This is a genomic window from Vibrio sp. McD22-P3, assembly GCF_021568915.1.
Taxonomy (GTDB): domain Bacteria; phylum Pseudomonadota; class Gammaproteobacteria; order Enterobacterales; family Vibrionaceae; genus Vibrio; species Vibrio mediterranei.
The window spans coordinates 13824-39788 of the sequence record NZ_JAKGTN010000006.1; the positions used below are offsets into that span (position 1 = coordinate 13824).

General features: G+C 43.5%; 20 protein-coding genes. 10 read left to right on the forward strand and 10 right to left on the reverse strand.

Annotated elements, in window-relative coordinates; genetic code table 11:
* Positions 1-64 precede the first annotated feature (64 nt).
* The 7 genes from L2W36_RS08395 to fabV all read left to right on the forward strand — a co-directional run bounded on the left by L2W36_RS08395 (position 65) and on the right by fabV (position 10542).
* The gene (locus L2W36_RS08395) at positions 65-736 is read left to right on the forward strand and encodes an ABC transporter ATP-binding protein (protein ID WP_006074745.1); all 672 of its coding nucleotides are present in this window, start codon (positions 65-67) and stop codon (positions 734-736) included.
* The gene (locus L2W36_RS08400; protein ID WP_006074744.1) at positions 717-3170 is read left to right on the forward strand and encodes an ABC transporter permease; all 2454 of its coding nucleotides are present in this window, start codon (positions 717-719) and stop codon (positions 3168-3170) included. The genes L2W36_RS08395 and L2W36_RS08400 overlap by 20 nt, the downstream gene beginning before the upstream one ends.
* Complete coding sequence (locus tag L2W36_RS08405) at positions 3171-4286, forward strand: lipocalin-like domain-containing protein (RefSeq protein ID WP_236109797.1); 1116 nt, start codon at positions 3171-3173, stop codon at positions 4284-4286.
* Between the two features lie 309 nt (positions 4287-4595).
* Positions 4596-5765, forward strand: coding sequence for a Na+/H+ antiporter NhaA (gene nhaA, locus L2W36_RS08410; protein WP_006074742.1), 1170 nt, complete (start codon positions 4596-4598; stop codon positions 5763-5765).
* Between the two features lie 389 nt (positions 5766-6154).
* A complete protein-coding gene (locus tag L2W36_RS08415) occupies positions 6155-6790 on the forward strand; it encodes a TetR/AcrR family transcriptional regulator (protein WP_081411584.1) in 636 nt (211 codons plus the stop codon).
* Positions 6791-6869: 79 nt separating this feature from the next.
* Positions 6870-9152, forward strand: coding sequence for an acyl-CoA dehydrogenase (locus L2W36_RS08420; protein WP_006074740.1), 2283 nt, complete (start codon positions 6870-6872; stop codon positions 9150-9152).
* Positions 9153-9339: 187 nt separating this feature from the next.
* A complete protein-coding gene (gene fabV, locus L2W36_RS08425; protein WP_236109798.1) occupies positions 9340-10542 on the forward strand; it encodes an enoyl-ACP reductase FabV in 1203 nt (400 codons plus the stop codon).
* A 115-nt stretch (positions 10543-10657) separates the two neighbouring features.
* On the opposite strand, the gene L2W36_RS08430 is transcribed toward fabV, so the two are convergent.
* Positions 10658-12340: an aspartate:alanine antiporter gene (locus tag L2W36_RS08430; protein ID WP_088877499.1), complete on the reverse strand. Its 1683-nt coding sequence runs from the start codon at positions 12338-12340 to the stop codon at positions 10658-10660.
* A 254-nt stretch (positions 12341-12594) separates the two neighbouring features.
* Positions 12595-12861, reverse strand: a complete 267-nt coding sequence (locus tag L2W36_RS08435; RefSeq protein WP_006074737.1) for a GrxA family glutaredoxin — start codon at positions 12859-12861, stop codon at positions 12595-12597.
* Between the two features lie 409 nt (positions 12862-13270).
* On the opposite strand from L2W36_RS08435, the gene L2W36_RS08440 reads away from it, so the two are divergent.
* On the forward strand, positions 13271-14497 hold the full coding sequence (locus tag L2W36_RS08440) for an iron-containing alcohol dehydrogenase (RefSeq protein WP_236109799.1): 1227 nt from the start codon (positions 13271-13273) through the stop codon (positions 14495-14497).
* Between the two features lie 53 nt (positions 14498-14550).
* Here the strand turns inward: L2W36_RS08440 and L2W36_RS08445 are convergent, their stop codons facing one another.
* The 5 genes from L2W36_RS08445 to L2W36_RS08465 form a co-directional block, all read right to left on the reverse strand.
* Entirely contained in the window at positions 14551-15405 is an 855-nt protein-coding gene (locus L2W36_RS08445) for a MurR/RpiR family transcriptional regulator (protein ID WP_006074735.1), read from the reverse strand.
* A 335-nt stretch (positions 15406-15740) separates the two neighbouring features.
* On the reverse strand, positions 15741-17393 hold the full coding sequence (gene panP / locus L2W36_RS08450; protein WP_236109800.1) for a pyridoxal-dependent aspartate 1-decarboxylase PanP: 1653 nt from the start codon (positions 17391-17393) through the stop codon (positions 15741-15743).
* A gap of 184 nt (positions 17394-17577) precedes the next feature.
* Entirely contained in the window at positions 17578-18090 is a 513-nt protein-coding gene (locus L2W36_RS08455) for a hypothetical protein (protein ID WP_006074733.1), read from the reverse strand.
* 98 nt (positions 18091-18188) lie between these two features.
* Positions 18189-19094, reverse strand: coding sequence for a lysine exporter LysO family protein (locus L2W36_RS08460; RefSeq protein ID WP_006074732.1), 906 nt, complete (start codon positions 19092-19094; stop codon positions 18189-18191).
* A 90-nt stretch (positions 19095-19184) separates the two neighbouring features.
* Entirely contained in the window at positions 19185-20108 is a 924-nt protein-coding gene (locus tag L2W36_RS08465; protein ID WP_006074731.1) for an HDOD domain-containing protein, read from the reverse strand.
* Positions 20109-20482: 374 nt separating this feature from the next.
* Between L2W36_RS08465 and L2W36_RS08470 the strand changes: the two genes are divergently transcribed.
* Positions 20483-21073: a TfoX/Sxy family DNA transformation protein gene (locus tag L2W36_RS08470; RefSeq protein ID WP_006074730.1), complete on the forward strand. Its 591-nt coding sequence runs from the start codon at positions 20483-20485 to the stop codon at positions 21071-21073.
* A 52-nt stretch (positions 21074-21125) separates the two neighbouring features.
* Here the strand turns inward: L2W36_RS08470 and L2W36_RS08475 are convergent, their stop codons facing one another.
* The 3 genes from L2W36_RS08475 to L2W36_RS08485 form a co-directional block, all read right to left on the reverse strand.
* Positions 21126-21671 (reverse strand): hypothetical protein, encoded by a 546-nt coding sequence (locus tag L2W36_RS08475; RefSeq protein ID WP_006074729.1) that lies wholly within the window; start codon positions 21669-21671, stop codon positions 21126-21128.
* 310 nt (positions 21672-21981) lie between these two features.
* Entirely contained in the window at positions 21982-22479 is a 498-nt protein-coding gene (locus L2W36_RS08480) for a response regulator (RefSeq protein WP_062459398.1), read from the reverse strand.
* An 11-nt stretch (positions 22480-22490) separates the two neighbouring features.
* A complete protein-coding gene (locus L2W36_RS08485) occupies positions 22491-24443 on the reverse strand; it encodes an ATP-binding protein (RefSeq protein ID WP_236109801.1) in 1953 nt (650 codons plus the stop codon).
* A 147-nt stretch (positions 24444-24590) separates the two neighbouring features.
* On the opposite strand from L2W36_RS08485, the gene L2W36_RS08490 reads away from it, so the two are divergent.
* On the forward strand, positions 24591-25871 hold the full coding sequence (locus L2W36_RS08490) for a DUF945 family protein (protein ID WP_171393114.1): 1281 nt from the start codon (positions 24591-24593) through the stop codon (positions 25869-25871).
* Positions 25872-25965 lie beyond the last annotated feature (94 nt).

Here is a 25965-nt window from a genome sequence, read left to right on the forward strand (position 1 = left end):
TTCCTAGAACTGCAAATTTAGTGTAGATTCACACTCCAAATTTACCAGTGATTGAAGAGATTGAATGCTTAAGTTGTCAGACCTTTGTAAAGGCTATATTGACGGTGGAGAATTCCATCCTGTATTGCAAAGTGCAGAGCTAACACTGTCGCAAGGTGAACAACTGGCATTGATGGGTGAAAGTGGCTCGGGTAAGAGTACACTACTTAACTTAATCGCTGGCATCGATAAGGTCGATTCTGGGGAAATCTGGTACCCCGATTTTGCTATGCATGACGCAAAAGAAAGTCTTAGAACGGCTTATCGAAGAAATAACATTGGTCATATCTTTCAGCAGTTCAATTTGCTACCAACTCTTAATATTGCCGACAATATTCGATTCTGCAGACAGATTAAAGGACTGCCAGAAGATCGAGGGCTTTGGCGTCAGATTTTATCCGCTTTAGATTTAATGGCGTTGCTTGGTCGTTATCCAGAAGAGCTTTCTGGGGGGCAACAGCAGCGTGCGGCTATTGCTCGCGCGCTCTATATGGAGCCAAAAATCCTGCTAGCCGATGAGCCAACGGGTAGCTTGGATGAGCGTAACGCTGAAGCGGTAATGCGACTTCTTACTTCACTCACAAGACATCTAGAGTGTACCTTGCTTGTCGTCACCCACAGTGAAAAAGTCGCTTCTCACATGGACGGTTCTATCCGCCTTCAAGGGGGGCAACTTCATGTTATGGCCCGTAGTTAAAGCACTACTTGGCCATTATCGTCGCCACCCGCTACAAATACTTCTCGTCTGGCTTGGTTTAACGCTTGGTGTATCGTTATTAGTTGGCGTTACGGCTATAAACCACCACGCTAAACAGGCTTACGCAAGCGGTGAAAAACTTTTCGCTAATCCCGTTCCATACCGCATTCGTCCTAAGCACGCAGAAACCAAAATTCCGCAAGGCTTCTATATCCAACTGCGCCGCGAAGGGTTCAAACAATGTGTTCCTTTTGATATCCAAAAAGTAACTACAGTCGATGGTTTGGAACTTAACCTAGTTGGTGTAGACCCAATTTCTTTATTGCAGCTGCGTAATGTCGTCACTATTGGCGATATCGCATCGCAAGATATGATAAAAGTCCCGACGACAATTATTGTGAGTCATGATCTTGCCGAGCTTAAGGGTTGGCAAAATGGTGATACGTTGACGCTCAATAATGGAATTCAGTTAGGCCCTATCAAGATTGATTCTAAGAAAGGTATTCGCGGCACGCGTATCTTAGCGGATATGTCTTTAGTCCGTGCGATGAAAAAATCGTCTGGGTTGTCTGTAATTGCTTGTGGTGAGATGAGTGCAGCCAAACTTGAGAATCTTCGTAAGATGATTCCAAATGGTATGACGTTATCACGCAGCTCACAATCAGAACTGGAGTCGCTCACTAAAGCATTCCACACCAACTTGTCTGCGATGAGTATGCTGTCTTTCGTTGTTGGCCTGTTTATCTTCTATCAAGCGATGTCGTTGTCTTTAGCTCAGCGTCAGCCTTTGGTTGGTAGTCTGCGCCAAGTCGGTGTCTCGGGGTGGCAGTTGACTCAAGCCTTGTGTCTTGAACTAGCGGCTTTAGTGTTCTTGAGCTGGCTAGGTGGCAATCTGTTTGGCTTAGCATTGGCAAATCAGTTGATTCCGGCGGTTTCACAGAGCTTGAATGACCTTTATGATGCTAACATTGGTTTGAGCATTGAGTGGAGCTGGCAGTGGAGCTTATATAGCTTCTTATTGGCGTTCACTGGTGCTGTGGTCTCGTGCGGCTGGCCGTTAGTCCGACTTTTGAAATCTCAACCTATTCGACTTTCTGCTCGTCTATCGTTAATGCGATTTACCGGGGCAGAGTTTACATGGCAAGCGTTTGTAGCATGCGGATTTTGTGTGGCTGCAGTTGCAATTTATCAAGCACCTAAGTCGCAGAACTCAGGTTATGCCATCATTGTTTTGATGCTGTTAAGTGTCGCATTGATTACGCCGTTTATTACTTGGAAAATCTTCACGTTATTCTCGTACTCTCTCCGCTGGGTGAAAGTCCGTTGGTTCTTTGCGGACGCGGCAGCCAGTATGAGCTACCGCGGTGTTGCCAATATGGCCTTTATGTTAGCTATGGCTGCTAATATGGGGGTTGAGACTATGGTTGGTAGTTTTAGAGATACTACTGACCGATGGTTAACCCAAAGGCTTGCGGCCGATATTTACGTCTATCCAACCAACAATAATGCAGTTCGCATGAGTAAATGGTTGGAAGCTCAGCCCGAAGTTGATCGCGTCTGGTGGCGCTGGGAAGAGGAGATTCCGACAGATCATGGCATGATGCAAGTGGTTAGTACGGGTGACTCAGAAGGTGAACGCGACGCGTTAACTGTTAAAATTGCTGTTCCTAACTATTGGTATAATCTTCACCACTCTCGCAGTGTCATGATCAGCGAATCTATGGCACTTAAGTTAGATATTCGTCCGGGCGATTATGTCGATTTAGGCCCACCACTAGGTGGGAACTGGCACGTGATAGGTGTCTACTATGATTACGGAAACCCTTATCATCAAGTACTGTTATCGCAAAATCGTTGGCTAGCCAACTTAGAAGGTTCTGGTGATGTGGCGTTGGGCGCGGTGCTTAATGATAAGTCGCAATCGCTGTTTGTCGAAAGACGCCTGCAATCGACATTTAGGCTAAACAGTGAACGGATTTACGACAACACGTCTATTCACGCTAAAGCAATGACAACCTTTGATCGTACTTTTGCGATTGCTGACACCCTGGGCAATATCACTTTGGTGATTGCTGTGTTTGGTATCTTCTTTGCAACGATAGCAGGGGAGATCTCTAGACAACGTCATACCTCATTACTGCGCTGTCTAGGTATTTCGGCAAAAGAGCTAGTGTTAATGGGTGGCTTACAGTTGCTGGTGTTTGGGCTTATCTCTGCCATTATTGCTATGCCGCTTGGTATTGCACTGGCGCAACTGATTGTGGATATTGTGATCAAGCAGTCGTTCGGTTGGTCTTTACAACTGCAGATTGTCCCATGGCAGTATCTCACCACATGTTTGTGGTCTCTGTTGGCCTTGGTAGTTGCAGGAGCGCTACCAGTGCTGAAGTTGATACGTAATACACCGATTCATTCGTTAAGGGATGCGTTATAGATGAATCGTATGCAGAAGCTTATTTTCTCATGCTTGCTGGTAGTGGTGGTCGCTAGCACTTCAATTTGGCTAACGGAATCACGCGAGTCAAAGCCCAGTGTGACTAAAGCGACCTATATCAATACTGTATTTGGTTCTCCAGGTCGTAAGGTTTTTGAACCTGTTTTACCCGACCGAGAGGTTGAGCTACCAAGAGACTTCCGTTTTCATCCTGAATTCCAACATGAATGGTGGCAAATGGTGGTGCAGCTGAAAGACGAATCTGGTCAGGCATACTGGCTAAGATGGCGCTTTTTTCGCTATGCCAGCGATGACCGTATTGCAACGGGTTGGCAAGATCCACAGATCTACATCGCAAATTTAGTGATGAATAGCCATTTAGGAATGTTTACTGATCAGCGCATCGCTCGTGGTGGTATCGGTCAGGCGGGAGGTCTTAGCCGTCCATTTCGCGTTTGGATTGATGAGTGGTCTTGGCGTTCTCTGTCTAATCAGCCACTGCCCGGGAATCTGCGCTTATCCAGCGATAACTTCAGTGTGAATCTTCAGTTAAAACAAACCGGGCCATATGCTCTTATTGGCGAAAATGGCTACCACGCCAAACATGATCTACTCCCTCGCGCATCTTATACTTTTGAATCGCCGTTTGTTGCATCAACAGGAGAGTTGACCCTATCAGATGGTAAGGTGCTGAAAGTGACAGGCCGCGCTTGGTTAAGTAAAGAGTGGGGTAGTGAGCTTGTTGGTGCAAATTATGTCGGCGAAGATAACTTTCTTCTTTGGCTGAGCGATACTGAAGCGCTACAGGTGAGCCAATATCGTTACAAAGACAATATGCCCTATACCACGGCTGCTTTGATTGATATTAAAGGTAACATCATTAACATCCCATCGGAGGACATCATACTTAAGGCACTCAACTATACGGAATTTGCGTCAGGAACTCGTGTGCCTCTATCCTGGAATCTACAAATCCCCAGCCAAAATGTCGACTTGGTTATTAATGCTCGTAAGCGAGATAACTGGGTGAATTTCGTCGTACCACAATGGCAAGGGTCAGTTACGGCCAAAGGTTCAGATTCTGCCATTGGCTTTATGCAACTTAGTGGTTATTAGGTAAGAAAAACCTTTTTGTTGTTATATAGTTACAAGTAACAATCTGTTACTAATTCTCTTCTGCCTTCAACTCTCAAATGATATTGACTACAGCTAAGTGATTGAATTTATCAATGACTAGCTGCTCATCTATGCACTATACTTCTATCTAACACGGCCATTACTTGTGAGGATATCTCGAACGGTTTAGTTTTATATTTCGGAAATTCCTTAGTATAAACTCCGTAGAATCGATTTTTTCTGAAAATTAACTAGATATACAATTTTTAACATTCTGACAAGATGAATAACTATTAAGGGCTTTACAACATGAATGACGTCATTCGTAATTTTTTCAAGATGGAGTCAGCTGGAGGTATCATCCTCGTTATTGCTGCTGCGATCGCTATGTTCGTCGCAAACTCTCCATTGAACGAAATGTATCAAGGCGTGCTTCATACCTACGTGTTTGGTCTGTCTATCTCACACTGGATCAACGATGGTTTGATGGCGATCTTCTTCTTCCTGATCGGTTTGGAAGTAAAACGTGAGCTACTGGAAGGTGCATTGAAGTCTAGAGAGACTGCTATCTTCCCTGCGATTGCCGCAGTTGGTGGCATGTTAGCTCCAGCACTTATTTATGTACTGTTTAACATGGGTGATCCTGAAGCTATGAGTGGCTGGGCAATCCCAGCAGCAACGGATATCGCGTTTGCTTTAGGTATTATGGCGTTGCTGGGTAAGCGTGTCCCTGTAGCTCTGAAAGTATTCCTACTCGCGCTTGCTATCATTGATGACTTAGGCGTTATCGTTATTATTGCGTTGTTTTATAGCAGCGATCTGTCTACGTTGGCGTTAACTATTGGCTTTATAATGACCGCCGTGTTGTTCATGTTGAATGCGAAGAAGGTGACAAGCATACCTGTTTACCTCTTGGTTGGTGCGGTTCTTTGGGTGAGCGTATTGGCCTCTGGAGTGCACGCAACCTTGGCTGGTGTGGTTTTAGGCTTTGCTATTCCTCTTAAAGGCAATGAAGGCGAAAAGTCACCGCTGAAACATATAGAACATGCGCTTCATCCATACGTCGCATTTTTGATTCTACCTATCTTCGCGTTTGCCAATGCTGGCATCTCGTTGGAAGGCGTGTCAATGTCGGGTCTAACGTCGATGTTGCCACTTGGTATTGCGCTAGGTCTCTTGGTTGGTAAACCACTAGGTATCTTCAGCTTTAGTTGGTTAGCAGTGAAACTTGGTGTGGCAAAACTGCCTGATGGTGTGGACTTTAAGCAGGTGTTTGCGGTATCTGTTTTGTGTGGTATTGGCTTCACCATGTCGATTTTCATATCATCTCTGGCGTTTACTGGAGTGAGCCCCGAGTTTGATACATACGCTAGATTGGGCATTTTGATGGGCTCAACAACAGCAGCTGTTCTTGGCTACATATTGCTTAACTTCTCGCTTCCTAAAGAAGAGGCGCCAGAACCGAAGGTTCAATACTAACTGCCAGAAACTATGATTACACAAACCCAGCTTAGGCTGGGTTTTTTTATGTTTGAAAAACGGATAAAAAAAGCCCAAACCAATGTTGGTTTGGGCGGATACAAAAATAGGAGTTAATAAGAAAAAGCAGCATATGTCATCAACAATAACAATGGAAATCAGTGTCATGTCGGTAAAACAAGTCATTGTTGATAACACTTAAATAGACCCGATAACGATGAGTTAGTTCATTAAAAAAACACGTTTTTTTAGAAAATTTTCAAAGTTTAATGAAAACAGGTGGTTATAAACCTTATCCGACCAGTCTTGCGTGTTTATTAAAAAGTTTGATGTTAATCACTTGTTATCTTGCTGTTGCGAGAGTATATTCAAACATGTGTTTGATACGGATGATTGAAATGACCAATAGAGTAACTACCAAGGATAAGATTCTCGATGTCGCAGAGATACTGTTCGCTGAGCATGGATTCAACGATACCTCTCTACGAACTATCACTAGCAAGGCTAACGTGAATTTAGCCTCCGTGAACTATCATTTTGGCGATAAAAAAACTCTGGTTCGAGCAGTACTTAATCGTTATCTAGAAGCGTTTATGCCAGCTGTAGAAGCGGCGCTCTACGAACTGAATGAGCGTGAGCACTACACAATGGCCGATGTATTTGGTGCGCTAAAGTCACCTTTGCTTAGCTTGAACCAAGTGAAGCCGGGAGGAGCGAGCAGATTCATGTCGCTAGTTGGACGTGGCTATACTGATGTTCAAGGCCACTTGCGCTGGTTTATCACTACTCGGTACACCGAAGCGCTAGCGATGTTCACTCAATCCGTGATGAAAGCGAATCCAAAGTTAGATGCAGAAACCCTGTTTTGGCGTTTGCACCTAACACTGGGTACATGCGTATTCACTATGGCATCGAGTCAAGCATTATCAGAAATTGCTTTGAGTTCCTTTGATAAAGAAGTAGACGCAGAAGCAATCATCAACCAAATAATTCCCTATCTCGCTGCAGGTGTAGCGGCGGAATAATGACTACCAAGCTAAAACCTTAATCAAACTAATAACCCAAATAATAACAAGAAATAATCTGAACAAAAGGATAGGTATCATGAGCTCTCTGAGAAGAAAATGGATAAGTGACCCTGCATTCAAAATGTTTAAGAAGGTATTGCCACCACTATCGGCAACCGAGAAAGAAGCAATGGAAGCAGGGAGCGTATGGTGGGATGGAGAGTTATTCTCTGGAACGCCTAACTTTAAAACACTACACCAGTACCCCAAGCCGACGCTGTCAGCAGAAGAGCAGTCCTTTATGGACAATGAGCTTGAAACACTGCTAGAGATGCTAGATGACAACAAAATCGTGAAAGAAGACCGCGATTTACCGAAAGAAGTATGGGAATACTTGCGTAAAGAGCGTTTCTTTTCTCTCATTATCTCTAAAAAGTTTGGCGGTAGAGAGTTCTCGCCACTAGCGAACTCTACCATTGTAACTAAAATTGCGACTCGCAGTATTAGTGCTGCCGTATCGGTTATGGTTCCAAACTCACTAGGCCCGGGTGAGCTTCTGTCTCACTACGGAACGCAAGAGCAGAAAGATTATTGGTTGCCACGCTTGGCTGACGGTACTGATATCCCATGTTTCGCATTGACGGGCCCTGAAGCGGGTTCTGACGCTGGCGGTATCCCAGATAAAGGTATCGTTTGTTATGGCGAGCATGAAGGCAAAGAAGTATTAGGGATTCGCCTTAATTGGAATAAGCGTTATATCACGCTTGCACCAGTTGCGACTGTGTTGGGTCTTGCTTTCAAATTGCACGATCCCGACAAACTTATGGGTGACAAAGAAGATATCGGTATCACTTGTGCACTGATTCCAGCAGACCATAAAGGTGTTGAGATCGGTGAGCGTCATGACCCATTGCATTTGGCATTCATGAACGGTCCGACACGTGGTAAAGATGTATTTATCCCAATGGATTGGCTGATTGGTGGTCAAGAGTATGCTGGTCGTGGATGGAGAATGTTGGTTGAATGTCTGTCCGCAGGTCGAGGTATCTCACTTCCAGCACTAGGTACCGCTATTGGACACCTAACAACACGAACAACGGGTGCTTACGCTTATGTTCGTAAACAGTTTGGTATGTCTATCGGTAAGTTTGAGGGTGTAGCAGAAGCTATGGGCCGTATTGGTGGCTTAACCTACCTACTTGAAGCGACTCGAACATTAACGACTACCTCGCTGGATATGGGGGAAAAACCAGGAATCGTTACAGCGATTGCCAAATACCATATGACTGAGATGGCACGTACTATTCTCAATGACTCTATGGATATTCACGCTGGACGTGCCATCCAAGATGGTCCTATGAATTACCTTGCTTCGAGCTATTTGGGTATCCCGGTAGCTATCACAGTAGAAGGTGCAAACATCCTCACTCGTAACTTGATGATCTTTGGTCAGGGCGCAACACGTTGTCATCCATATGTCCTTAAAGAGATGGAAGCGGCAGCTAACCCTGATGAAAAACAGGCTGCTGAGGACTTTGATAAGTTACTGTTCAAACATATCGGTCATGCAACTAAAAACACCTTGGGTGCCTTTACTGCAGCATTAACGGGTTCTGCATTTGTCGGTGCTCATATGAGTGGTCCAACGAAACGCTACTACAAAGACCTAACTCGCCTAAGTAAAGCCTTAGCAGTGAGTGCCGACTTTGCCATGTTGACATTGGGTGGTGATCTGAAACGTAAAGAGATGATCTCAGCACGTTTAGGTGACGGTCTTGCTTACCTGTTCATGGCCTCTGCGGCGTTGAAGAAGTATGAAGATGATGGTCGTCAACAAGCTGACTTGGATTACGTTCATTACTCGGTTCAACATTGTTTCTACCATGCAGCGAAGTCACTGAACGAAGCTTACCGCAACTTCCCAGCACGATGGGCAGGGGTGACTTTGAAAGGTCTATTATTCCCGATTGGTAACCATTTTGAGAAACCATCAGACGATCTAGGGTTGAAACTAGCAAAAAGTATGATGGTACCGGGTGCGCATCGTGATCGCCTGACTCACCTATGTTACATCGGGCCAAAAGAGGACGATAATGTCGGTCTTATGGAAAACGCCTTTATCGCGATGTACAACATTCGTGACCTAGAGAAAAAGCTGTTTGTTGGTGTGAAAGAAGGCAAAGTGGCGAAGAAAGGTCTATTGGAAGATCGATTGAACCAAGCACTTGAAGCTAATGTTCTGACTGAAGAAGAAGTCGCTAGAATTCGTGAAGCGGATGCTCTTCGCTACAAAGCGATTCAAGTTGACCACTTTAGCCATGACATGTCTGAAGTAAGAACGCACTCAGAGTCCAAACCAAAGTTGAATAGTGTTGCCTAACTAGGACAGAAACTATTCTTGTTAATTGCAAAAAGCGCCTTTTTATAGGGCGCTTTTTTTATAGAAATCGAGGATTAGGCGCCGAAAGTGCTCCAACCACTTAGAAAATTCAAGGAAATTGACAGAAATAAGATGCGAACTGGGATTGAAACTCTTATCCTACTAGGGATTTTTTGAGGAACTGAATATGATCATCAAACCAAGAATTCGTGGATTTATTTGTACTACTACTCACCCAGTAGGTTGTGAAGCAAACGTAAAAGAACAAATCGCTTATACCAAAGCTCAAGGACCAATTGCAAACGCGCCAAAGCGTGTACTTGTTGTTGGTTCTTCTAGTGGTTATGGCCTGTCTTCTCGTATCGCTGCGGCATTCGGTGGTGGTGCGGCGACAATCGGCGTATTTTTCGAAAAACCAGGTACAGAACGTAAGACTGGTACAGCAGGTTTCTATAACTCTGCTGCTTTTGACAAGCTAGCAAAAGAAGAAGGCTTGTACTCGAAGAGCATCAACGGTGATGCTTTCTCTAACGAAGCAAAACAAAAAGTTATTGATTTAATCAAAGAAGATCTTGGTCAAATCGACATGGTGGTTTACTCATTGGCTTCTCCAGTACGTAAGCTTCCAGAAACGGGTGAGCTGATTCGTTCATCGCTAAAACCAATTGGTGAGACTTACACTTCTACAGCAGTAGACACAAACTCAGACACAATCATTGAAGCAAGTGTTGAGCCAGCGACAGAACAAGAGATTGAAGATACTGTTACTGTAATGGGCGGCCAAGATTGGGAGCTATGGATTAACGCGCTATCAGATGCTGGTGTACTTGCAGACGGTTGTAAGACGGTTGCGTATTCATACATTGGTACTGAGCTGACATGGCCTATCTATTGGGAAGGCGCCCTAGGTAAAGCAAAAATGGACCTAGATCGTGCCGCTACCGAGCTTAACGATAAGTTGGCTAAAACTGGTGGTAGTGCCAATGTAGCGGTTCTTAAGTCTGTTGTGACTCAAGCAAGTTCGGCGATTCCTGTTATGCCTCTTTATATCGCAATGGTATTTAAGAAGATGCGTGAAGAGGGTATCCACGAAGGTTGTATGGAGCAGATCTTCCGTATGTTCTCTCAGCGTCTTTACAAAGCTGATGGTAGCGCTGCAGAGGTCGATGAAAAGAATCGTCTACGTCTAGATGACTGGGAACTGCGTGATGATATCCAGAAGCACTGTGCAGAACTTTGGCCACAAATCACAACTGAAAATCTGAAAGAGCTAACTGACTACGTTGAGTACAAAGAAGAGTTCTTGAAGCTATTTGGTTTCGGTGTTGACGGTGTGGACTATGATGCAGATGTATCACCACTCGTAGAGTTTGATGTTATCGACCTATAATCGAGACATTAGCTGATAATGAAAAGGGGCGCTTTATGCGCCCCTTTGCTATTTGCGGTATATAGAAATAACAGTTTTAATAGAACCGTTGCCCTAGAGCTTTCGTTATAAAAGACTAGGACAAAATGATAAGTATGGTACCTGCTAGTGTCATTAGTATGTTAGCAATAGCATAGGTGCCCGCATAACCAAGTGCCGGTATAGTTGAACGTGCGTGTTCATTAACAACATCCATAGCCGGTGCGCAAGTTCGTGCACCCACAATCGCACCTATCAACAACGCTCGGTTCATTTTCAGAACGTACGCTCCAACAAGGTAAGCTAAAACAACAGGCACAACGCTAACTAAGAAAGCTATCGCTATGACCTGAGGACCGACTTGAGTTAAGTGCTCAAACATCTTGCCGCCTGCACTCAAGCCAATACCAACCATAAAGAACATCAAGCCAAGATCTTTGACCATGTTCAAGGCTCCCTGAGGAACATAACCAAAAGTAGGGTGGTTGGCTCTTAAGAAACCGAGCGTGATCCCTGCAAGCAAAAGACCTACAGCGTTACCTAGACCAAACGAAACTTGTCCAAAAGTCATGGTAATCAAACCAAACATAATGCCAAGAATAAAGAAGCTACAAAACGCAAGCAGGTCGGCCATTTGACTGTGGATCGAAATGAAACCAATTTTCTCTGCAAGGCCATGTACACGACTCTTTTCACCACTGACTTGAAGAATATCCCCTTTTGCCAGCACGATATTGGCGTCCATTGGCATTTCAATTTGCGCTCGAACGACTCGGTTGAGGAAACAGCCATACTCGGAAAGGTTTAGGCTCGATAAGCTCTTTCCTGCAATGTTGTCACTTTTTACTACGATCTCTTCTTCAACGATTCGCAGGTCGAGCAAGTTGCGGTCGAATACTTCTTTACCGTTGCGGAAGCTTGGGTCTAGACGAGCGTGACTGTCAGGGAAACCAACCAAGGCAATCTCATCGCCTTCTTGCAAAATAGCATCGCCATCTGGGTGAGCCAAGATGCCATTACGGCGAATTCGCTCGATATAACAGCCTGTTTGGCGATAAATACCAAGCTCTCTCAAGTTTTTCCCATCCGTCCAGTCGATTAGCTCTTGTCCGACACGGTAAGCACGAATAATAGGCAGATAGACTTTTCTCTGGCCTGAGCCGCCCAACCCCCGTTCTTGCGCGATTTGCTGTGCAGAGTCGTGCAGGTTTTGCTTTTGCAACTTAGGCAGTAACTTGGCAAGCATGATCATACTGATAAGGCCGATCAGGTAAGCCATTGCATAACCTACAGAAAGATTCTCTATGACCAAAGAGAAGTCCATTCCACGCGGAATCGTCGCAAGCCCTGAATTTAAGGCGTCTTGAGCACCTACTAACACTGGTGTAGCGGTCAAAGCACCGGCCATCACACCCGCGGAAAGACCGTAATCAAGTCCCAAGTAGTGGCTAGCAAAGTAGGTCACTGTCAGTGCGGTGACCAACACAACAAGACTGAGAATTAAATAATGTTTTCCGTCACGGAAAAAGATGCCAAAGAAGTTGGGACCAGCTTCAATACCCACACAGTAGATAAATAGCATAAAGCCGATGGTCAAGGCTTCCGCATTAAAACTGAAACCTAAATGTCCCATGACGAGAGAGGCAATTAAAACACCAATAGAGTTGCCGAGTTGAAGATTACCAAAGCGAATTTTGCCAAAAGCAAGGCCAATCGCTAAAGCGACAAAGATGAGAAGAATCGGGTTTTGATCTAGCAAATTTACTACGTCGATATTCACTGTATGTAGCTGCTCGAAGAGGCTTAAGTTGAGATTAATAAAGTGTGGCGATTGTAGCCGAAATAATCAAAAAGATAAGTGATTTTTTTTATGTTTTACTATTAGATTACGTATTTCTATCCTAATCCAGACAAAGCCTGACAATCGATGACAGTCTTGATGAAAACGGATGCAGCTCGCAAATAAAAAAGCCAGCTTATATCAGCTGGCTATTGAGACTCTTTTTTCAACTACACTATTGATAGTGCAGACGATTATTCGTCAAAAAGGCCAAGATTTTCTTTAGCGTAGGCTTCGAATTCAGTACAGCCGCCAATGTGCTCTTGGTCAATGAAGATTTGAGGTACTGTTTCAACAGGTTTACCTACAGTTTTCTCTAAATCTGCTTTTGAGATACCTTCTGCATGGATATCAACGTAACGGTAGTTAAAATCGTCACGTTTTTCTTTTAGCTTTTCAGCGTGCTCTTTTGCACGAACACAGAATGGACAACCAGGGCGACCAAAAATCACTACGAACATTGACTTTCTCCTTGAAGATTAAACTTTTTCTGAGCATCTAAAGAGACCAAGTCTCAGCTCTTTCATATTGTTGGAAACCACTATGCCTCAAGATGAAAAGGAAATAAAGTGGCAAATCCCACTTGCTCTAATAGGTGAAAACTATCAGAGCATAATTTACTCAGTTAGATGCAAAGTTGAACATAACGGAGTGTGATTTATGGCAAAGTTGTCGATATAAAATAGAGCAAAAACTAAGTAGCTTGGTTTAAATCAAGTTTTTGCAGCAAAGGAAACTGCATGCTTATCGAAGCTTTTCTTTTCTATGTTTGCACTACCAATAAGACTCACACTTAGAGTATTTGTATTGCTAGTTTCATAGGCAATGGTTTGATTAGTGAGTCGAATGGTATACCTAAAGGATATTGGTATGTTTCAGTTAATGACGTCTAGTCGTATTATCTTCGGAGAGGGCGCGCTTCAATCTTCCCTCTCAATCATCAATCAGTTTGGATACAGTGTGTTGCTGGTAACAGGGCAGGAGCGTCAAAGAGCCGACCCTGTGATTCATTATCTTCACAGCCAAAACATGCGTTATCAGCATGTCGCCATTCGTGGTGAGCCTAACATTACCATGGTCGAGGAAACGGCGATCATGGGTAGGCGTTTTAAGCCTGACATGGTGGTTGCTATTGGTGGTGGCAGTGTTTTAGATATGGGTAAGGCACTTGCTGCGATCATTCCCAATCAGGGTGATGTCTACGACTATGTTGAAGTTGTGGGTCGAAATGTGCCATTAAAAACCAAACCTATTCCCATGATCGCAATTCCAACTACAGCCAGTACCGGAGCTGAAGTGACCAAAAATGCGGTACTTAAATCTGGACAAGATAAGGTTAAAGTGAGTTTACGGAATCCGGATATGTTGCCTGATGTGGCGATTGTCGACCCTGTTCTAACCTACGGTACCGATGCTTACACTTCGGGGCGGGGTGCAATGGATGCATTTACTCACTTAATGGAAGCGTACGTTTGTGGTGAACCCAACCCATTGACTGATATGGTTTGTGAAGAAGGTTTGAGACGCCTCAGTTATTCCATTATCTCAGGTTGCAAACAAGATAATCCCAAATCACGTGCGGATTTGTCCTTTGCCGCGATGTTAGGCGGGATGGCGATAACTAATGCCAAATTGGGGGCTGCTCATGGCCTTGCCTCAGCGCTTGGTGGCAAAATTACCGCGCCACATAGCGTGATTACCGCACGACTCGCTCCACATGTTATGACTGAGAACATTAAAGCAGCGAAAAGAGCAGGACGCAGTGACGTGTTGAATCGATACCGTAATATGGCGCAAATTCTTACTGGACGAACCAATGCCAGTATTGAAGACAGCGTGCTATGGGTGAATATGATACTCGAAAGGCTTGAACTGCCACTACTATCCGAGTTTGGCGTTTGTAATACGTCTTTCGAGCAGGTTGCTGCTGATGCAATGAAGTCAGTAGCTATTAAAGGCAACCCTATACCATTAACTGAAGACAGACTTATTTTTATTCTGAATCAAGTGTGTCAATGTCAGTGCGATGGTCATCCGCAAACCCATGAGGACTCAAACCAAGTAGAGATTCGCAATAATCCAGTCGAGACAGATTAACGAGCAATAAAAAAGAGGCCATTGGCCTCTTTTTTTTAACGGATTTTCTATGACTAGTAGTTAGGCATTTTGTTGTAGCGAGAATCTTTTAATGCTTCTTTCACGCGTTTTAGGTTGTCTCTGAAGCCAGAGCCACGACGCAATGTAAAGCCTGTCGCTAAGACATCGATGATGGTCATCTGTACCACGCGGCTAGCCATCGGCATGTAAACGTCAGTGTCTTCTGGTACGTCGACAGTAATAGATAGTGAACTGGCCTTATCTAACGGCGAGTCTTTCGCGGTAACGGCAATAACTGTTGCACCGTTTTCCCTAGCAAGGTGAGCAATTTCAACTTGGCTCTTAGTACGACCTGTGTGAGAAATCAGTACGATAACATCGTTGTCTGAACAGTTGATGCAGCTCATACGTTGCATTACTACGTCTTCGTAACAAGAGATAGGAATGTTGAAACGGATAAACTTGTTTTGAGCATCTCGAGCAACCGATGAGGAAGCACCTAAACCAAAGAAAGAGATTCGCTTTGCTTGAGTCAGCAAGTCAACGGCACGATTGATTTGCATCGGGTCTAGGCTGTTCTTTGCAACGTCCAAGCATGCCATTGTCGACTCAAAAATCTTGTGAGTATAGGCATCCGGACCGTCGTCTTCTTCGACGTTACGGTTCACATAAGGTGTACCATTCGCCAAACTTTGTGCGAGGTGCAGTTTAAAGTCTGGGAAACCTTTGGTGTCTAAACGACGGCAGAAGCGGTTAACAGTTGGCTCACTAACATCCGCCATCTTAGCGAGTGTCGCGATACTTGAGTGTATGGCAGTCTGGGGGGATGCCATAATAACTTCAGCAACCTTACGTTCAGATTTGCTGAAGTTCTCTAAATTTTTTTGGACTTTCTCTAGTGTATTCATAGTGTTCACAGGGTAAAGAGAACAACTTGCTGGCGATTCTATTAGTGAAGAGCAAAAGGTAATTTCGCAAATCTCAATCTAACATTGAGTTCTTATAGTACGTTAGAAATACGCCAACTCCATGTCCTCAGTATAAACGAAGCAGCATACGAGCTGTAATAAAAGCTCACATGAAATCTTTAGAATATGACAGGCATCAAACAAAAAAATGGAAGAAAAAAACAATTGAAGAAAAAACAGCCAGAAATCGCCAGTTTCTAGCTCGTTTTTACCGTATTACTCCCACAAAACAGAAAGAAATTTTCATAACTGCGAGAATGAAATTGATTTCACTTTTAGTCTTTTGTACGAAGGATCTCGTGAGAGACTTGATCAAGTCTTGCCATTAAGTTAGGCACCGTTTTAGCAATATCTCTTTGTTCTTCAAGTACTGAACTTAACACATCCGTTGTAGTTAAAGGGTTGGCTAGTACGACTCTAAACACAATAGTGTCGCGCAGTGTCCATTGAATTGGATTAAGTTGTGTGCGAGATACAAAGGAGAGCCCGGTTTCTCGCTGTTTTTTCTGAATGACTTTGGTCAGTTCATTTAGCAAGTTATGGATCTCGGTTGTCTGCTCGGTTGAAGCACTAGCCAGTGCATTACGGACATATTTTGGAACGTAGCGATAGGTCAGGAGACACAATTCTGGTTCGCTTACGAGCTCGAAATCGTCTTGTTGTTTAATGAGGTCAGCAAAGTAACGAGCTTTCTCTATACTCTGATTGATCAACAGCTCATAACCTGGACGGCTAATTATATGCATTGCGGCATACACGAGCATTGCCATGCCTGAGCGTGAACCTTCTAGAGTGTGACTGCCCAAGTCTTTCGACCCTTTACGCAAAATATACTGAGCGTGGTGCTCGATGCTTTTCATGGCATCTGGTTGCTTAAACAACACCATACCCGCACCCATAGGGATATAAAGCTGCTTATGCGCATCAATTGTCACTGAATCCGCCAGTTCCACACCATCTAGTAGAGAGCGATATTTAGCCGACATCAAAGTAGCGCCGCCCCATGCCGCATCAACGTGAAAGTGACAAGACTCTTGTTGGCAGATTTGAGCGATTTCTCTTAATGGATCAACGTTACCTGTTTCGGTTGTCCCGGCAACGCCAATGACCGCAAAAGGTTTGATCTTGTCTTCTTTGAGCTGAGCAAATTTGGCTTTTAGATCTTCAGGGCAGATTCGGTTAGAACTATCCGTTTTAACTGCGACCAGACCTTGTTGACCAATGCCAAGGACGTCGGCAGCTTTTTTTAGAGAATAATGCCCACGTTCAGAGACAAGCACGGCTAGACCTTCATAACCGTAATGTTTCATTGCCTTAAACAACCCTTCTTTTTCCACGCCAAGAAAATCACCTTGTGCTTTTAACGCGTTATTGCGTGCCACCCAAAGTGCGGTGATATTAGCAATGGTGCCTCCCGAGCAAAATGCACCAAGAGAATGGTTAGCACTGTGCATCCATCGACTATAGAAAGGGTCGGACTCACCATAAATCAGTTTATGGAGCATACCCAGAACTTGGCGTTCTAGAGGCGTGAATGCTTTGGAGGTTTCAATCTTTACCAAGTTCTGATTTAGCGCGATCATAATTTTCGACAACGGCATCAAGAAATAAGGCAAGGCCGAGGTCATATGACCAATAAAACTTGGTGAAGAGGTGTGTACCGAGTGCGATACTAACGTATCAAGAAGGTGTTCAGTATGGTCCGAAACAAACGCTGGTTGTTCTGGAATAACAGCACTAGAAAAGTCCTTTTCAATTTCATGTAAAGGCTTTTCTTCTGCCACTATATGTTCGCGCAAAAACTGGTTTAAGTTCTTGGACAATCCTTCTTCGATTTGGGTCAGAGTTGAATCTGGTCCTTCAGGGATAGTGAAGATTCGAAGAAGGCTTTCGAAGCTGACATCAGCAATTTTCTGCTCAGATACCATACCGTGATCTACTATTATTCCGTTACTGCAAGCGGCACAATCTAAACCAATTAGCGGTGAAAGTCTCGCAAAAATTGGAATGGGAACTTAATTTTCATGGGGTTGCGTGCGAAGCATTGTGTGAATGGTCAAATAAAATGCAAAAAGCTGGCAGTTTGCCAGCTTTTAAAATGTCGTTAATCCACTATTTACACTCGGTTTTTTCTACCTTCTGGATAGCCGAGTTGTATTTATTAAGTGCGGTGTCGATCTTCTTTGGGTGGCTGAGTAAATCAGCAAACGCGCTACGCAGATCGTAGTTCTGTTCATGAGGTTTAGCTTGACGATCAGCGAAGCTCTTAGCAGCAGCTTTACCTAACATATCATTACGCTGTGCTAGCGCTTTTACATCTTGTTGTTCTAGTTGTAGCCAACTTTCGATAGAGCGCTCAGTTGCTACTTTGGTTGGTTCGTTCTTTAAGTAGTAATGAACGGCCTCGCGATTAAGTTCAAAATGGTTTTTACGACCATCTAGAAACCATTGTCCAACGCTTTCAAGTTCTGGATATTGCTGGGTCGTTAATTGAACGAGATCATCATACCATTGGATAGATGCATCGATATAAGCATCGTATTTCTTCTCTAAGCATTGCGTGTCAGCTGAAAATGAGGAAAAAGAAGTTCCGACGAGCATTGCTGCGATAAGCCATTTTTTCATTATATTGTCCTTTGAATTGGGCTAACTAAATTATTAATACGTCTTTATTGTTGTTTTGATAGCGAAGCATATCTGAAAAATCGCTGTTTTCCTGCGATCTAACCAGCAAGTGATACAAAAAATAACATCATCACTGGTACCAATAGACTCAAAATAAAACCACTAACGATGGCGACTGGGACGCATCTTACGCCACCAGTGCTTTGAATGACGGGTAGGGTAAAGTCCATCGCAGTTGCTCCTGCATAACCTATGGCGGTACAGGGTTTTCTGGTGATTAACAATGGGATAAAGACAAGTGCAACCAGCTCTCTTAACAGTTCAATCATAAAAGATGCGCCACCGTAAACTGGTCCAAATGCATCGCCCATTAGAATTCCTGCTAGTGAATACCACCCAAATCCTGACGCCATAGCAAGACCTTTGTAGACAGAGATATCAAGTACCATTGCAGCAATTGCACCACCTATGAGAGAGCTCACGACAATAATGAGTGCGATCGCCATGCCTTGCTTGTTTACCAGAATCTGTTTTAGCGTGAGTCCGCTGTTTCTTAATTGAATACCGATAAAAAATAGTAGAGCGAGCAGAATCCACTCACTGGCAGTTTCTACCCAGCCTAAACCTATTGGCAACAATAGGCCGGCTACTAAGCCTGAACCGACCACTAATATGAGCTTTAGTGACTCTAACGCCATGGCTGAAAGGGGTAGGTTACTTGTCAGATTTTCGGTCTTTAGTGGCAGAATACGGTCGACCAGTGGTAAAGACAGCAAATTGCAGGCACCGATTGACACAAAAAACACCAATGTCATGGTAACAATGGTCTTGAGGTTGCTTCCGAAGTTATCTAATGCGGCTAGGCTCAGTCCCATTAGGAACAAGATGATGTAAATCAGCCATGAGGTCGCTTTATTTAACGTCTCAAGCAATGATTTATTATTAATAGAAAAAAAATAACCGATGACTAGCGGCGTAAAAATATACAGCATCCCTGAAAACATTGACGCGACGATCCTTCGTTATTATTAGCGTATGCGGTATTGTGAGAGGTTTACTTCACAAAAACAAGAGTGAGATAGGAGATTGCTCTCCTACATTCCTGCTGAGCGGATAATTTCTGATGTCTTGGTTTTGAATTCCTGATCAGACATCGTCGTTAACTTATACAGCACTTCTGCACCATCTACGTTTATTTCAACTTCATGTTCTTCTAATGCTTCGTGATCTTGCTTTCGATACAACAACACGTGATTGGCGATTCGTGCGATATCGAGATAAGACACTTCCGGTCGCTCTAGAGACTTAGGTTGATTCGACGCCACTTCGATAAAGTCATTGTCGAAGCCCCAAGTTTTTAATACTTGCTCACTGGTGATAGGGCAGCGCGAGTGGAATATTTGCATCGCGAGGTTGGAGTCAAGGTAGTTGCCTTTCTCTAAATAGAGGTGATACTCGTTGACTAGGCAGAACAGTCCAATGTCTGCTAGGAAGCCAACAAGTAACGCTTTTTCTTGCTCAAGATATTGATAGGTTGTTGGCGCTTGATCTTGGAAAGCTTGGGTGACCATCACCATGGTCGCAGCGAGCTCTCTTGATACTGCTGCACTTTGTACCAAAACATCCTTACATTCCTCAGTCAGATTGACGGAGTGCTTAAGAAGTTCTATTGATTGGGCAGTTACAATATCTCTGACACGAAGGATACCTAAGCGAGAGACCGCGGTATTAAGGTCCTTACAGGTCACATTGCCACGATTAAAGATGACAGAGTTGGCGACTTTGAGCACGATAGCTGCTAGTCCAGGATCTTCTAACAGGCAATTTGCGATGTCCGAAATCCCGGTGGACTCTAAGGAGCACAGTTTTTGAATCTTGAGAACAACTTCGGAAATTGGAGGAAGAGATATTTTTCCGGTATTAATTGATTGTTCTACGAGCTCAGCAAATTCGGTTTCTAAGCTCTCTATAAATAATTGTTGGTTGTCTGGTAGCCAGTAAAAAGATAAGTGGTTCATAAGATTTCGACAGCTGGAGATAGAAGGTCAGTTTACCTGTCAGGCTTTACAATTGACAATAACCTAAATGCCAAAATGTAGTCTTAGGTCAATTGTTTGACGTTTGAAACACCATTCAATTAGAAAATTGTTAATGAAATCGGTTGTATAATAGGAATCATGTGAAGTGACTCGCAAAGCTTTTGCTTTTAAGTCGCACATTTGTGACGTTGAGCCAGACTTATTTTGCATTGTGAACTATTATAATTACACATAAAACAAACAGAGCAGTTACTACTTATCTTGACTGACTCTAAATAATATTTTTTCGCATTTATCCGCTGCTATTTCTGGTGATCGTATTAATCGGGGTAAAAGATTAAGGATCAAAGGAAATGATAGAGCAATCTTTTTACGACTACACAATTCAATTCGGTATCTCTCAAAAGCGCTCCATGTTTGGTGGTACAGGGCTGTTTAAAGACGGTGCTATGTATGCGCTTATCAGTAACGATAGAGTTTTTATTCGTGGTGGCTGTGCTTTAGACGAGACGCTACAAAACCTAAATTGTGAAAAGTTTAGGCATGTTAAAAAGCAATCTACAGCAACCGTTAATTACTATGACATTACGGCGTTGTTTAATGAAAGAGCACCGATGCTAAGTGACTTAGTGCAGCGTTCCATTACTAATTCTGTTGAACAGCAATCGAGCAAAAAGTCTGTAGAAAATAGAAGACTTAGAGACCTACCGAATATGCAGCTCACGCTCGAACGTATGGTGAAGAAGTCTGGCATTGAAGATGTAAAAACATTCTTGGAGTTGGGTGCGCCGCAAGTGTTCAATAAAGTAAAAAGAACCTATGGCAATGATGTGGATGTAAAATTGCTTTGGAAATTTGCAGGGGCGGTTGAGGGAATACACTGGAAGTTGATTCAAGACCCCCGTAAACAGCAACTGCTACAGTACTGCTCAGAAATTGATTAAATAAAAAAGGTCGTGCTTAGCACGACCTTTTTCGATCCGTTCGCTAATAGCCTTAGAATGCAAAGCGAGCAGTAAACATAAGTTGATCACCATAGATATGGTTGATACGGCCCTCTAAGCCTAGTGAGAATAGTTCAGTTGAGTGGAAGCGACCATATACGCTACCCATCCAACGATCTTTATCACCAACGTTCAGGTAACCGGCTTTACCACCAATCTCAAGCTGTGGACCTAACCATTGGCGCACACCTAGGTTAACTTCCATACCTGTGTCTGTTTTGTGATGCTCACCGCTATCGTGGATGTGAGCAAGCATTTCACCAGTAAAGTCCGCCCAGTTATTTACCGGAGCGTGGAAGCCAACACCACCAGAAAAGTCGTAATCGCCTTCAAACTTAGAATCAATGCTACCAACGATATGAGCGTTAGGGTGGATTGACTTGCTAATTGCAGCACCGAATGTCATCGGACTTGCACCAATTCGAGCTTCAGCATAATCATAGTTGAAGTTACTCATTGTAGCTCGTGGTTCTTCTTGGTTTGCAAACGCCTGCTGAGAAGTGATTACCATCAGAGCGGCTAATAGAGTTTTGCGCATAGTGTCTCTAAACCTTTTTGTTGAAATTAATTCCTTGCCCATAAGAAGCACGCGCGTCGCATCAAGCTTATGGCGACAATCATTATCGGAGTATGATAATCCAATTTGTGATTGATTCACCAATAAAAAGTGTCTTTAACGAGGGCAAATTCCCAAAAATTTACATTGTCATACAGATTTCAATCAAAACGTCCGCATTCTGTAAGGAATTAGTAACAGAAAACCTGAGAGTAGCCACGCTATAATTCCCGCAACTACAGTCTGTTATAAAGTTATAGTTCACAGAATTAGCACTTGGGATGAAACTCGGTTATTCGCCAAAGCTCATTCGATTATCTGATAGGGCCTTAAAAATCCGTTCTGTGTCTAAGATTCGACCCCAAGGGGCGAGGTTCTTATCGTGTTCTATCACAAAATCAGTAAGTTGCTGTTTAACTACTTCTCTCAGGTGATCGCCTTTCCATGGTTTACTAATGTAGAAATCAAGACAGGCATGATTGACAGCTTCTATTGTATCTTCGTGGCCTGCTTGTCCTGTTAGTAATACCTTACGACAGTGCTTGAACTCTTCATTTTCACTAAGCTCGATAAGGAAGCTGACGCCTGTTTGTTCCGGCATGATGTGATCGCAGAGAATCAATGCTAGTCTTGTACCATCTTTAGCGTGTTCTTGAATCACTTCTCTTGCTTCATCAACTGATTCAGCACCTTCGACAACAAAATGTTCCTCATAATCATCGAGGTCCTGTAGAACACTGTCCAACACTTCTCGCTCATCATCTACACATAGGATTAGGTATTCGCTCATCGTAATACTCCTTATAATTTGTCATCGTTGTCGACAGGGATGAGTACAGACATATTGGTATAAACACCAATTTCAGAGTCGACTTCTATCCAGCCTTTATGTTGGTTCAAAATTTGTTGGCAAACGGAAAGACCGATACCCAGTCCGAAGTTGCCTTCTTTCTTGGTCGTGAAGTTAAGTTCGAATATCGACTCAAGTTGATCGGGAGGAATGCCAGCACCATTGTCGATAAACTGATACATGTTATATAGCGAACCTTCCCGAGCGACGCAGTCAGTCCGAATTGTCAGCTGCCCTTTTTCAGGGAGTGCGTCTAGCGCATTAGAAATAAGGTTGGTCCAAACTTGCTGCAAGGCAATGGGTTTGCAAAGTACCGGTTGGAGCTTTCCATACTCTTTAATGAGAGAGTGCCGTTTTAGTCGGTTCTCAAAAATGACTAACGTATCTTCGATGCCTTCATGTAAGTCGACACATTCGTAAGATTCATTATCTGGTCTCGCATAGCCTTTTAGGCTCTTGACCATGTCGGCAATTCGTTGGGCACACACTTGAATAGAACGCAGAGTGGCCCCGGTTACTTGAAAGTTCTCAAGTTTATCTAGCTCACTCGTTAGCTTATCTGGTGACAGCGTTGCTTGCGCTAAAAGCTGTTCATTACCTTGTAAGTTGAGATTGACCAGTCGTTTGGCTAGTCGGCGCTCTTTGAGCGTCTCTTGAAGCTTTTTAGTTCTTGCTCTTATTTCCGAGGTGGAGAGTGGTGTGGAGTGTCTAGCTTGCTCAAGGACATTCAATCCGAGTTCAAAAGTGGATGGGTCATGGTTTTGCTTAAGTATAGAATCAATTTTCTCTGAAACGGTCTCTGCACCTCTCAAAATCGCAGAAACTGGGTTGTTTAGCTCATGGGCAACACCTGCGACAAGCTGCCCTAACATTGCCATTTTTTCTTGTTCTATGAGCTGTTGATGGGCCGATTCCAATGATTCCAATGTCTTTTGCAACTCGAGTTTAGTATCAATACTACGTTGTAAGCGACGGTTAAAGTGTCTCAGCAACAAGTTAGTGAAGAGTGGCAGTAAGTCGGTATTAGAATGCATTACTTGAGTGAATACCTTTCTATCTAACTTAATAACTTGCGTTGCGGTCAATGTCATAGCGGTTGAGAACGAGCATTCGCCAGTTACAAAAGACATACCGCCGACAATACCGCCTCGACTGTGTCGTACTACTTCACGCTGTTGACCTAACTCATCTTTTTTATACAGTGTCACCTGACCTTCGACGATAAACCACAGAAATTCATTAGGCTGGCCTTCAACGGTTAACAGGTGTTCGGGCGAATACTCTCTTACCGCACGAGTTTCGTCTTTTTGGGCAAAAAATCCCAACAGAGATTCAATGACTTGGGCGGCGAGTTCTTTGTCTGATAGTTCATGGAAATCGTGAATAAAACTGGCCCGATAGGAGTGCATTTTTTGGTCGATGTGGGCGCGGAGAATCTTCTGTTGATCGAGTACCTTGCCATAATGAAGTAGGTTGTCTTTCTCGTGAGTGATAACGAATTGAGTGAGCTCTTTGACGACCGTTTTGTGTAACTCTTTTTGTTCTAAGGGTAGAGTAAGGCAGTGGTCTAGTCGTCCTTCGTTGACTGCATTTAAAATCGCTTGAACGTCTTGGAAGTTAGTTCGGCTCACCAGTATCTTTCGCGCTGATTGAGCATGAAGAGTTTGTTCTAGCTGAATAAGAAACTCTCCACCATCGAAAAGACGACTATGTCTGGCAATTACCATCGCCAGCTGTTGCCCTTGAGCACCGATATATTGCAACAGTTCGTGTCCTTCACTGATGGACGTCACCAGATGAATATCAAAGTGTGACTGATAGAGAGACAGCTCAGTATCCAGAGTGTCCAAATTAATCAGATCATTGTCTAAACAGAGTACGGCGTATTGATTTCGCTTTGTCATGAACCTGCGCTATTCGATTCTCTCAACAGTAATTTTAATATATCAATAAAAAGCATGGGGTTATGAGAACTAGGTATGAGATTGGAGATCCTAGCGACTTGAGTTAGACTGAATGAAATATACTTCACAAAATGTCTTAAATACTCTATGAATCAATTGAAAAAATATGGCGCAATCGGCGGTGCAGTAGCGCTTGTTTTATGTTGGCCACTGGCTGTTGGACATATCGGGCAACAAGTTGTTGAGGATGGTGTAGAGCAACTAAACAACGAAGGTGTTACAGCAGAGATTGTAACTTACGATCGCGGTTACCTTTCTTCTAACGTAGAAACTCGCTACCAAGTTAACGATCCTGTTCTGAAAGAACAGTTAGAAGTGGATGGTTTGCCCACAGAAATTGTGGTTCAAAGTGAAATTAGTCACGGCTTATTCAGCTTAACAGCGAACTCGCATATCCAGAATTACCCTGATTTCCCTCTCGCGTTAAAAACAGTGACGCAGCTGAATGGTAATACTGAATTTGAATTGTCACTCGATAGTTGGAGTTATCAAGGAGATGATGCACAGAAAGTTAGCATGTCTATTTCTCCGTCAGTGGCAACAGGTACTGCAACCGTTCTAGGCCAGTTGACGTTCAATGCTAATATCCCTTCGATTCAATTGGATTTTGAAAACGGTGAACAACTGACATTAACAGACTTATCTGCAAATGGTGTCGGGAAAAAAGAGCAAGGTTTTTGGCTTGGTGATCAGAGTGTGATGTTAAAAAACTTCACCATTCTCGATGAAATGCATACTAGCATTTTGAATATTGATGATCTTGGCTACACCTTCAAATCGTCTTTTGATTCTGAAGTGGATCGCATTGATACCCAACACATATTCAGTATGAGTAATATGACCTATCCGGATGGTGGTCAACTGAGCGACCTCAAGGTCGACTTTGCGCTAACCTCGCTAGATAGAGAATCATTCGAAGGACTGGTCGACTTGTATCAAACTAATCCAACTATCGCGCAAGCAGATATTACTACTTTAGCCCCTTTGATTGAGACGTTGTTTGCGCGTGGCTTTAACGTTGCGATGAACGACATGCACTTCAAGGTAGCGGACGATGAGTTCAAATCTAACTGGCTACTAAAAGTGCCTGAAGGGACTGAAAATGTATCACGTGATCCAAGTGTGGTGATGCCAGCGCTGACTGGTAACATGAATGCGTATATGTCAGAAGGCATGGTGAATGTTAACCCGATGCTTGCTCAAGGTATTGATGAATTGGTAGTGATGGAGATGGTGACGCAACAAGATGCAGGCTATCAAATGAAGGCTGATATTGAAGGCGGTCAACTAGTATTTGCTAATGGCCAGAAAATTCCACTAGTTGCACTTTTCTTGCCGCTCTTGATGGGGCAATCAATGGGGCAATAATCGCTAAGTGAGTACAAATTACACTAGTGATTAGAAAAGAGGTCTGATGGCCTCTTTTCTTGCTTTTTATCTCCGTAAAAACGTGATATTACTG

What these genes read in the sequence shown, in the direction of transcription:
- L2W36_RS08395 (WP_006074745.1), top strand. Translation starts at nt 65, where the DNA reads ATGCTTAAGTTGTCAGACCTTTGTAAAGGCTATATTGACGGTGGAGAA.
- L2W36_RS08400 (WP_006074744.1), top strand. Translation starts at nt 717, where the DNA reads ATGTTATGGCCCGTAGTTAAAGCACTACTTGGCCATTATCGTCGCCAC.
- L2W36_RS08405 (WP_236109797.1), top strand. Translation starts at nt 3,171, where the DNA reads ATGAATCGTATGCAGAAGCTTATTTTCTCATGCTTGCTGGTAGTGGTG.
- nhaA (WP_006074742.1), top strand. Translation starts at nt 4,596, where the DNA reads ATGAATGACGTCATTCGTAATTTTTTCAAGATGGAGTCAGCTGGAGGT.
- L2W36_RS08415 (WP_081411584.1), top strand. Translation starts at nt 6,155, where the DNA reads ATGATTGAAATGACCAATAGAGTAACTACCAAGGATAAGATTCTCGAT.
- L2W36_RS08420 (WP_006074740.1), top strand. Translation starts at nt 6,870, where the DNA reads ATGAGCTCTCTGAGAAGAAAATGGATAAGTGACCCTGCATTCAAAATG.
- fabV (WP_236109798.1), top strand. Translation starts at nt 9,340, where the DNA reads ATGATCATCAAACCAAGAATTCGTGGATTTATTTGTACTACTACTCAC.
- L2W36_RS08435 (WP_006074737.1), bottom strand. Translation starts at nt 12,861, where the DNA reads ATGTTCGTAGTGATTTTTGGTCGCCCTGGTTGTCCATTCTGTGTTCGT.
- L2W36_RS08440 (WP_236109799.1), top strand. Translation starts at nt 13,271, where the DNA reads ATGTTTCAGTTAATGACGTCTAGTCGTATTATCTTCGGAGAGGGCGCG.
- L2W36_RS08445 (WP_006074735.1), bottom strand. Translation starts at nt 15,405, where the DNA reads ATGAATACACTAGAGAAAGTCCAAAAAAATTTAGAGAACTTCAGCAAA.
- panP (WP_236109800.1), bottom strand. Translation starts at nt 17,393, where the DNA reads ATGGTATCTGAGCAGAAAATTGCTGATGTCAGCTTCGAAAGCCTTCTT.
- L2W36_RS08455 (WP_006074733.1), bottom strand. Translation starts at nt 18,090, where the DNA reads ATGAAAAAATGGCTTATCGCAGCAATGCTCGTCGGAACTTCTTTTTCC.
- L2W36_RS08460 (WP_006074732.1), bottom strand. Translation starts at nt 19,094, where the DNA reads ATGTTTTCAGGGATGCTGTATATTTTTACGCCGCTAGTCATCGGTTAT.
- L2W36_RS08465 (WP_006074731.1), bottom strand. Translation starts at nt 20,108, where the DNA reads ATGAACCACTTATCTTTTTACTGGCTACCAGACAACCAACAATTATTT.
- L2W36_RS08470 (WP_006074730.1), top strand. Translation starts at nt 20,483, where the DNA reads ATGATAGAGCAATCTTTTTACGACTACACAATTCAATTCGGTATCTCT.
- L2W36_RS08475 (WP_006074729.1), bottom strand. Translation starts at nt 21,671, where the DNA reads ATGCGCAAAACTCTATTAGCCGCTCTGATGGTAATCACTTCTCAGCAG.
- L2W36_RS08480 (WP_062459398.1), bottom strand. Translation starts at nt 22,479, where the DNA reads ATGAGCGAATACCTAATCCTATGTGTAGATGATGAGCGAGAAGTGTTG.
- L2W36_RS08485 (WP_236109801.1), bottom strand. Translation starts at nt 24,443, where the DNA reads ATGACAAAGCGAAATCAATACGCCGTACTCTGTTTAGACAATGATCTG.
- L2W36_RS08490 (WP_171393114.1), top strand. Translation starts at nt 24,591, where the DNA reads ATGAATCAATTGAAAAAATATGGCGCAATCGGCGGTGCAGTAGCGCTT.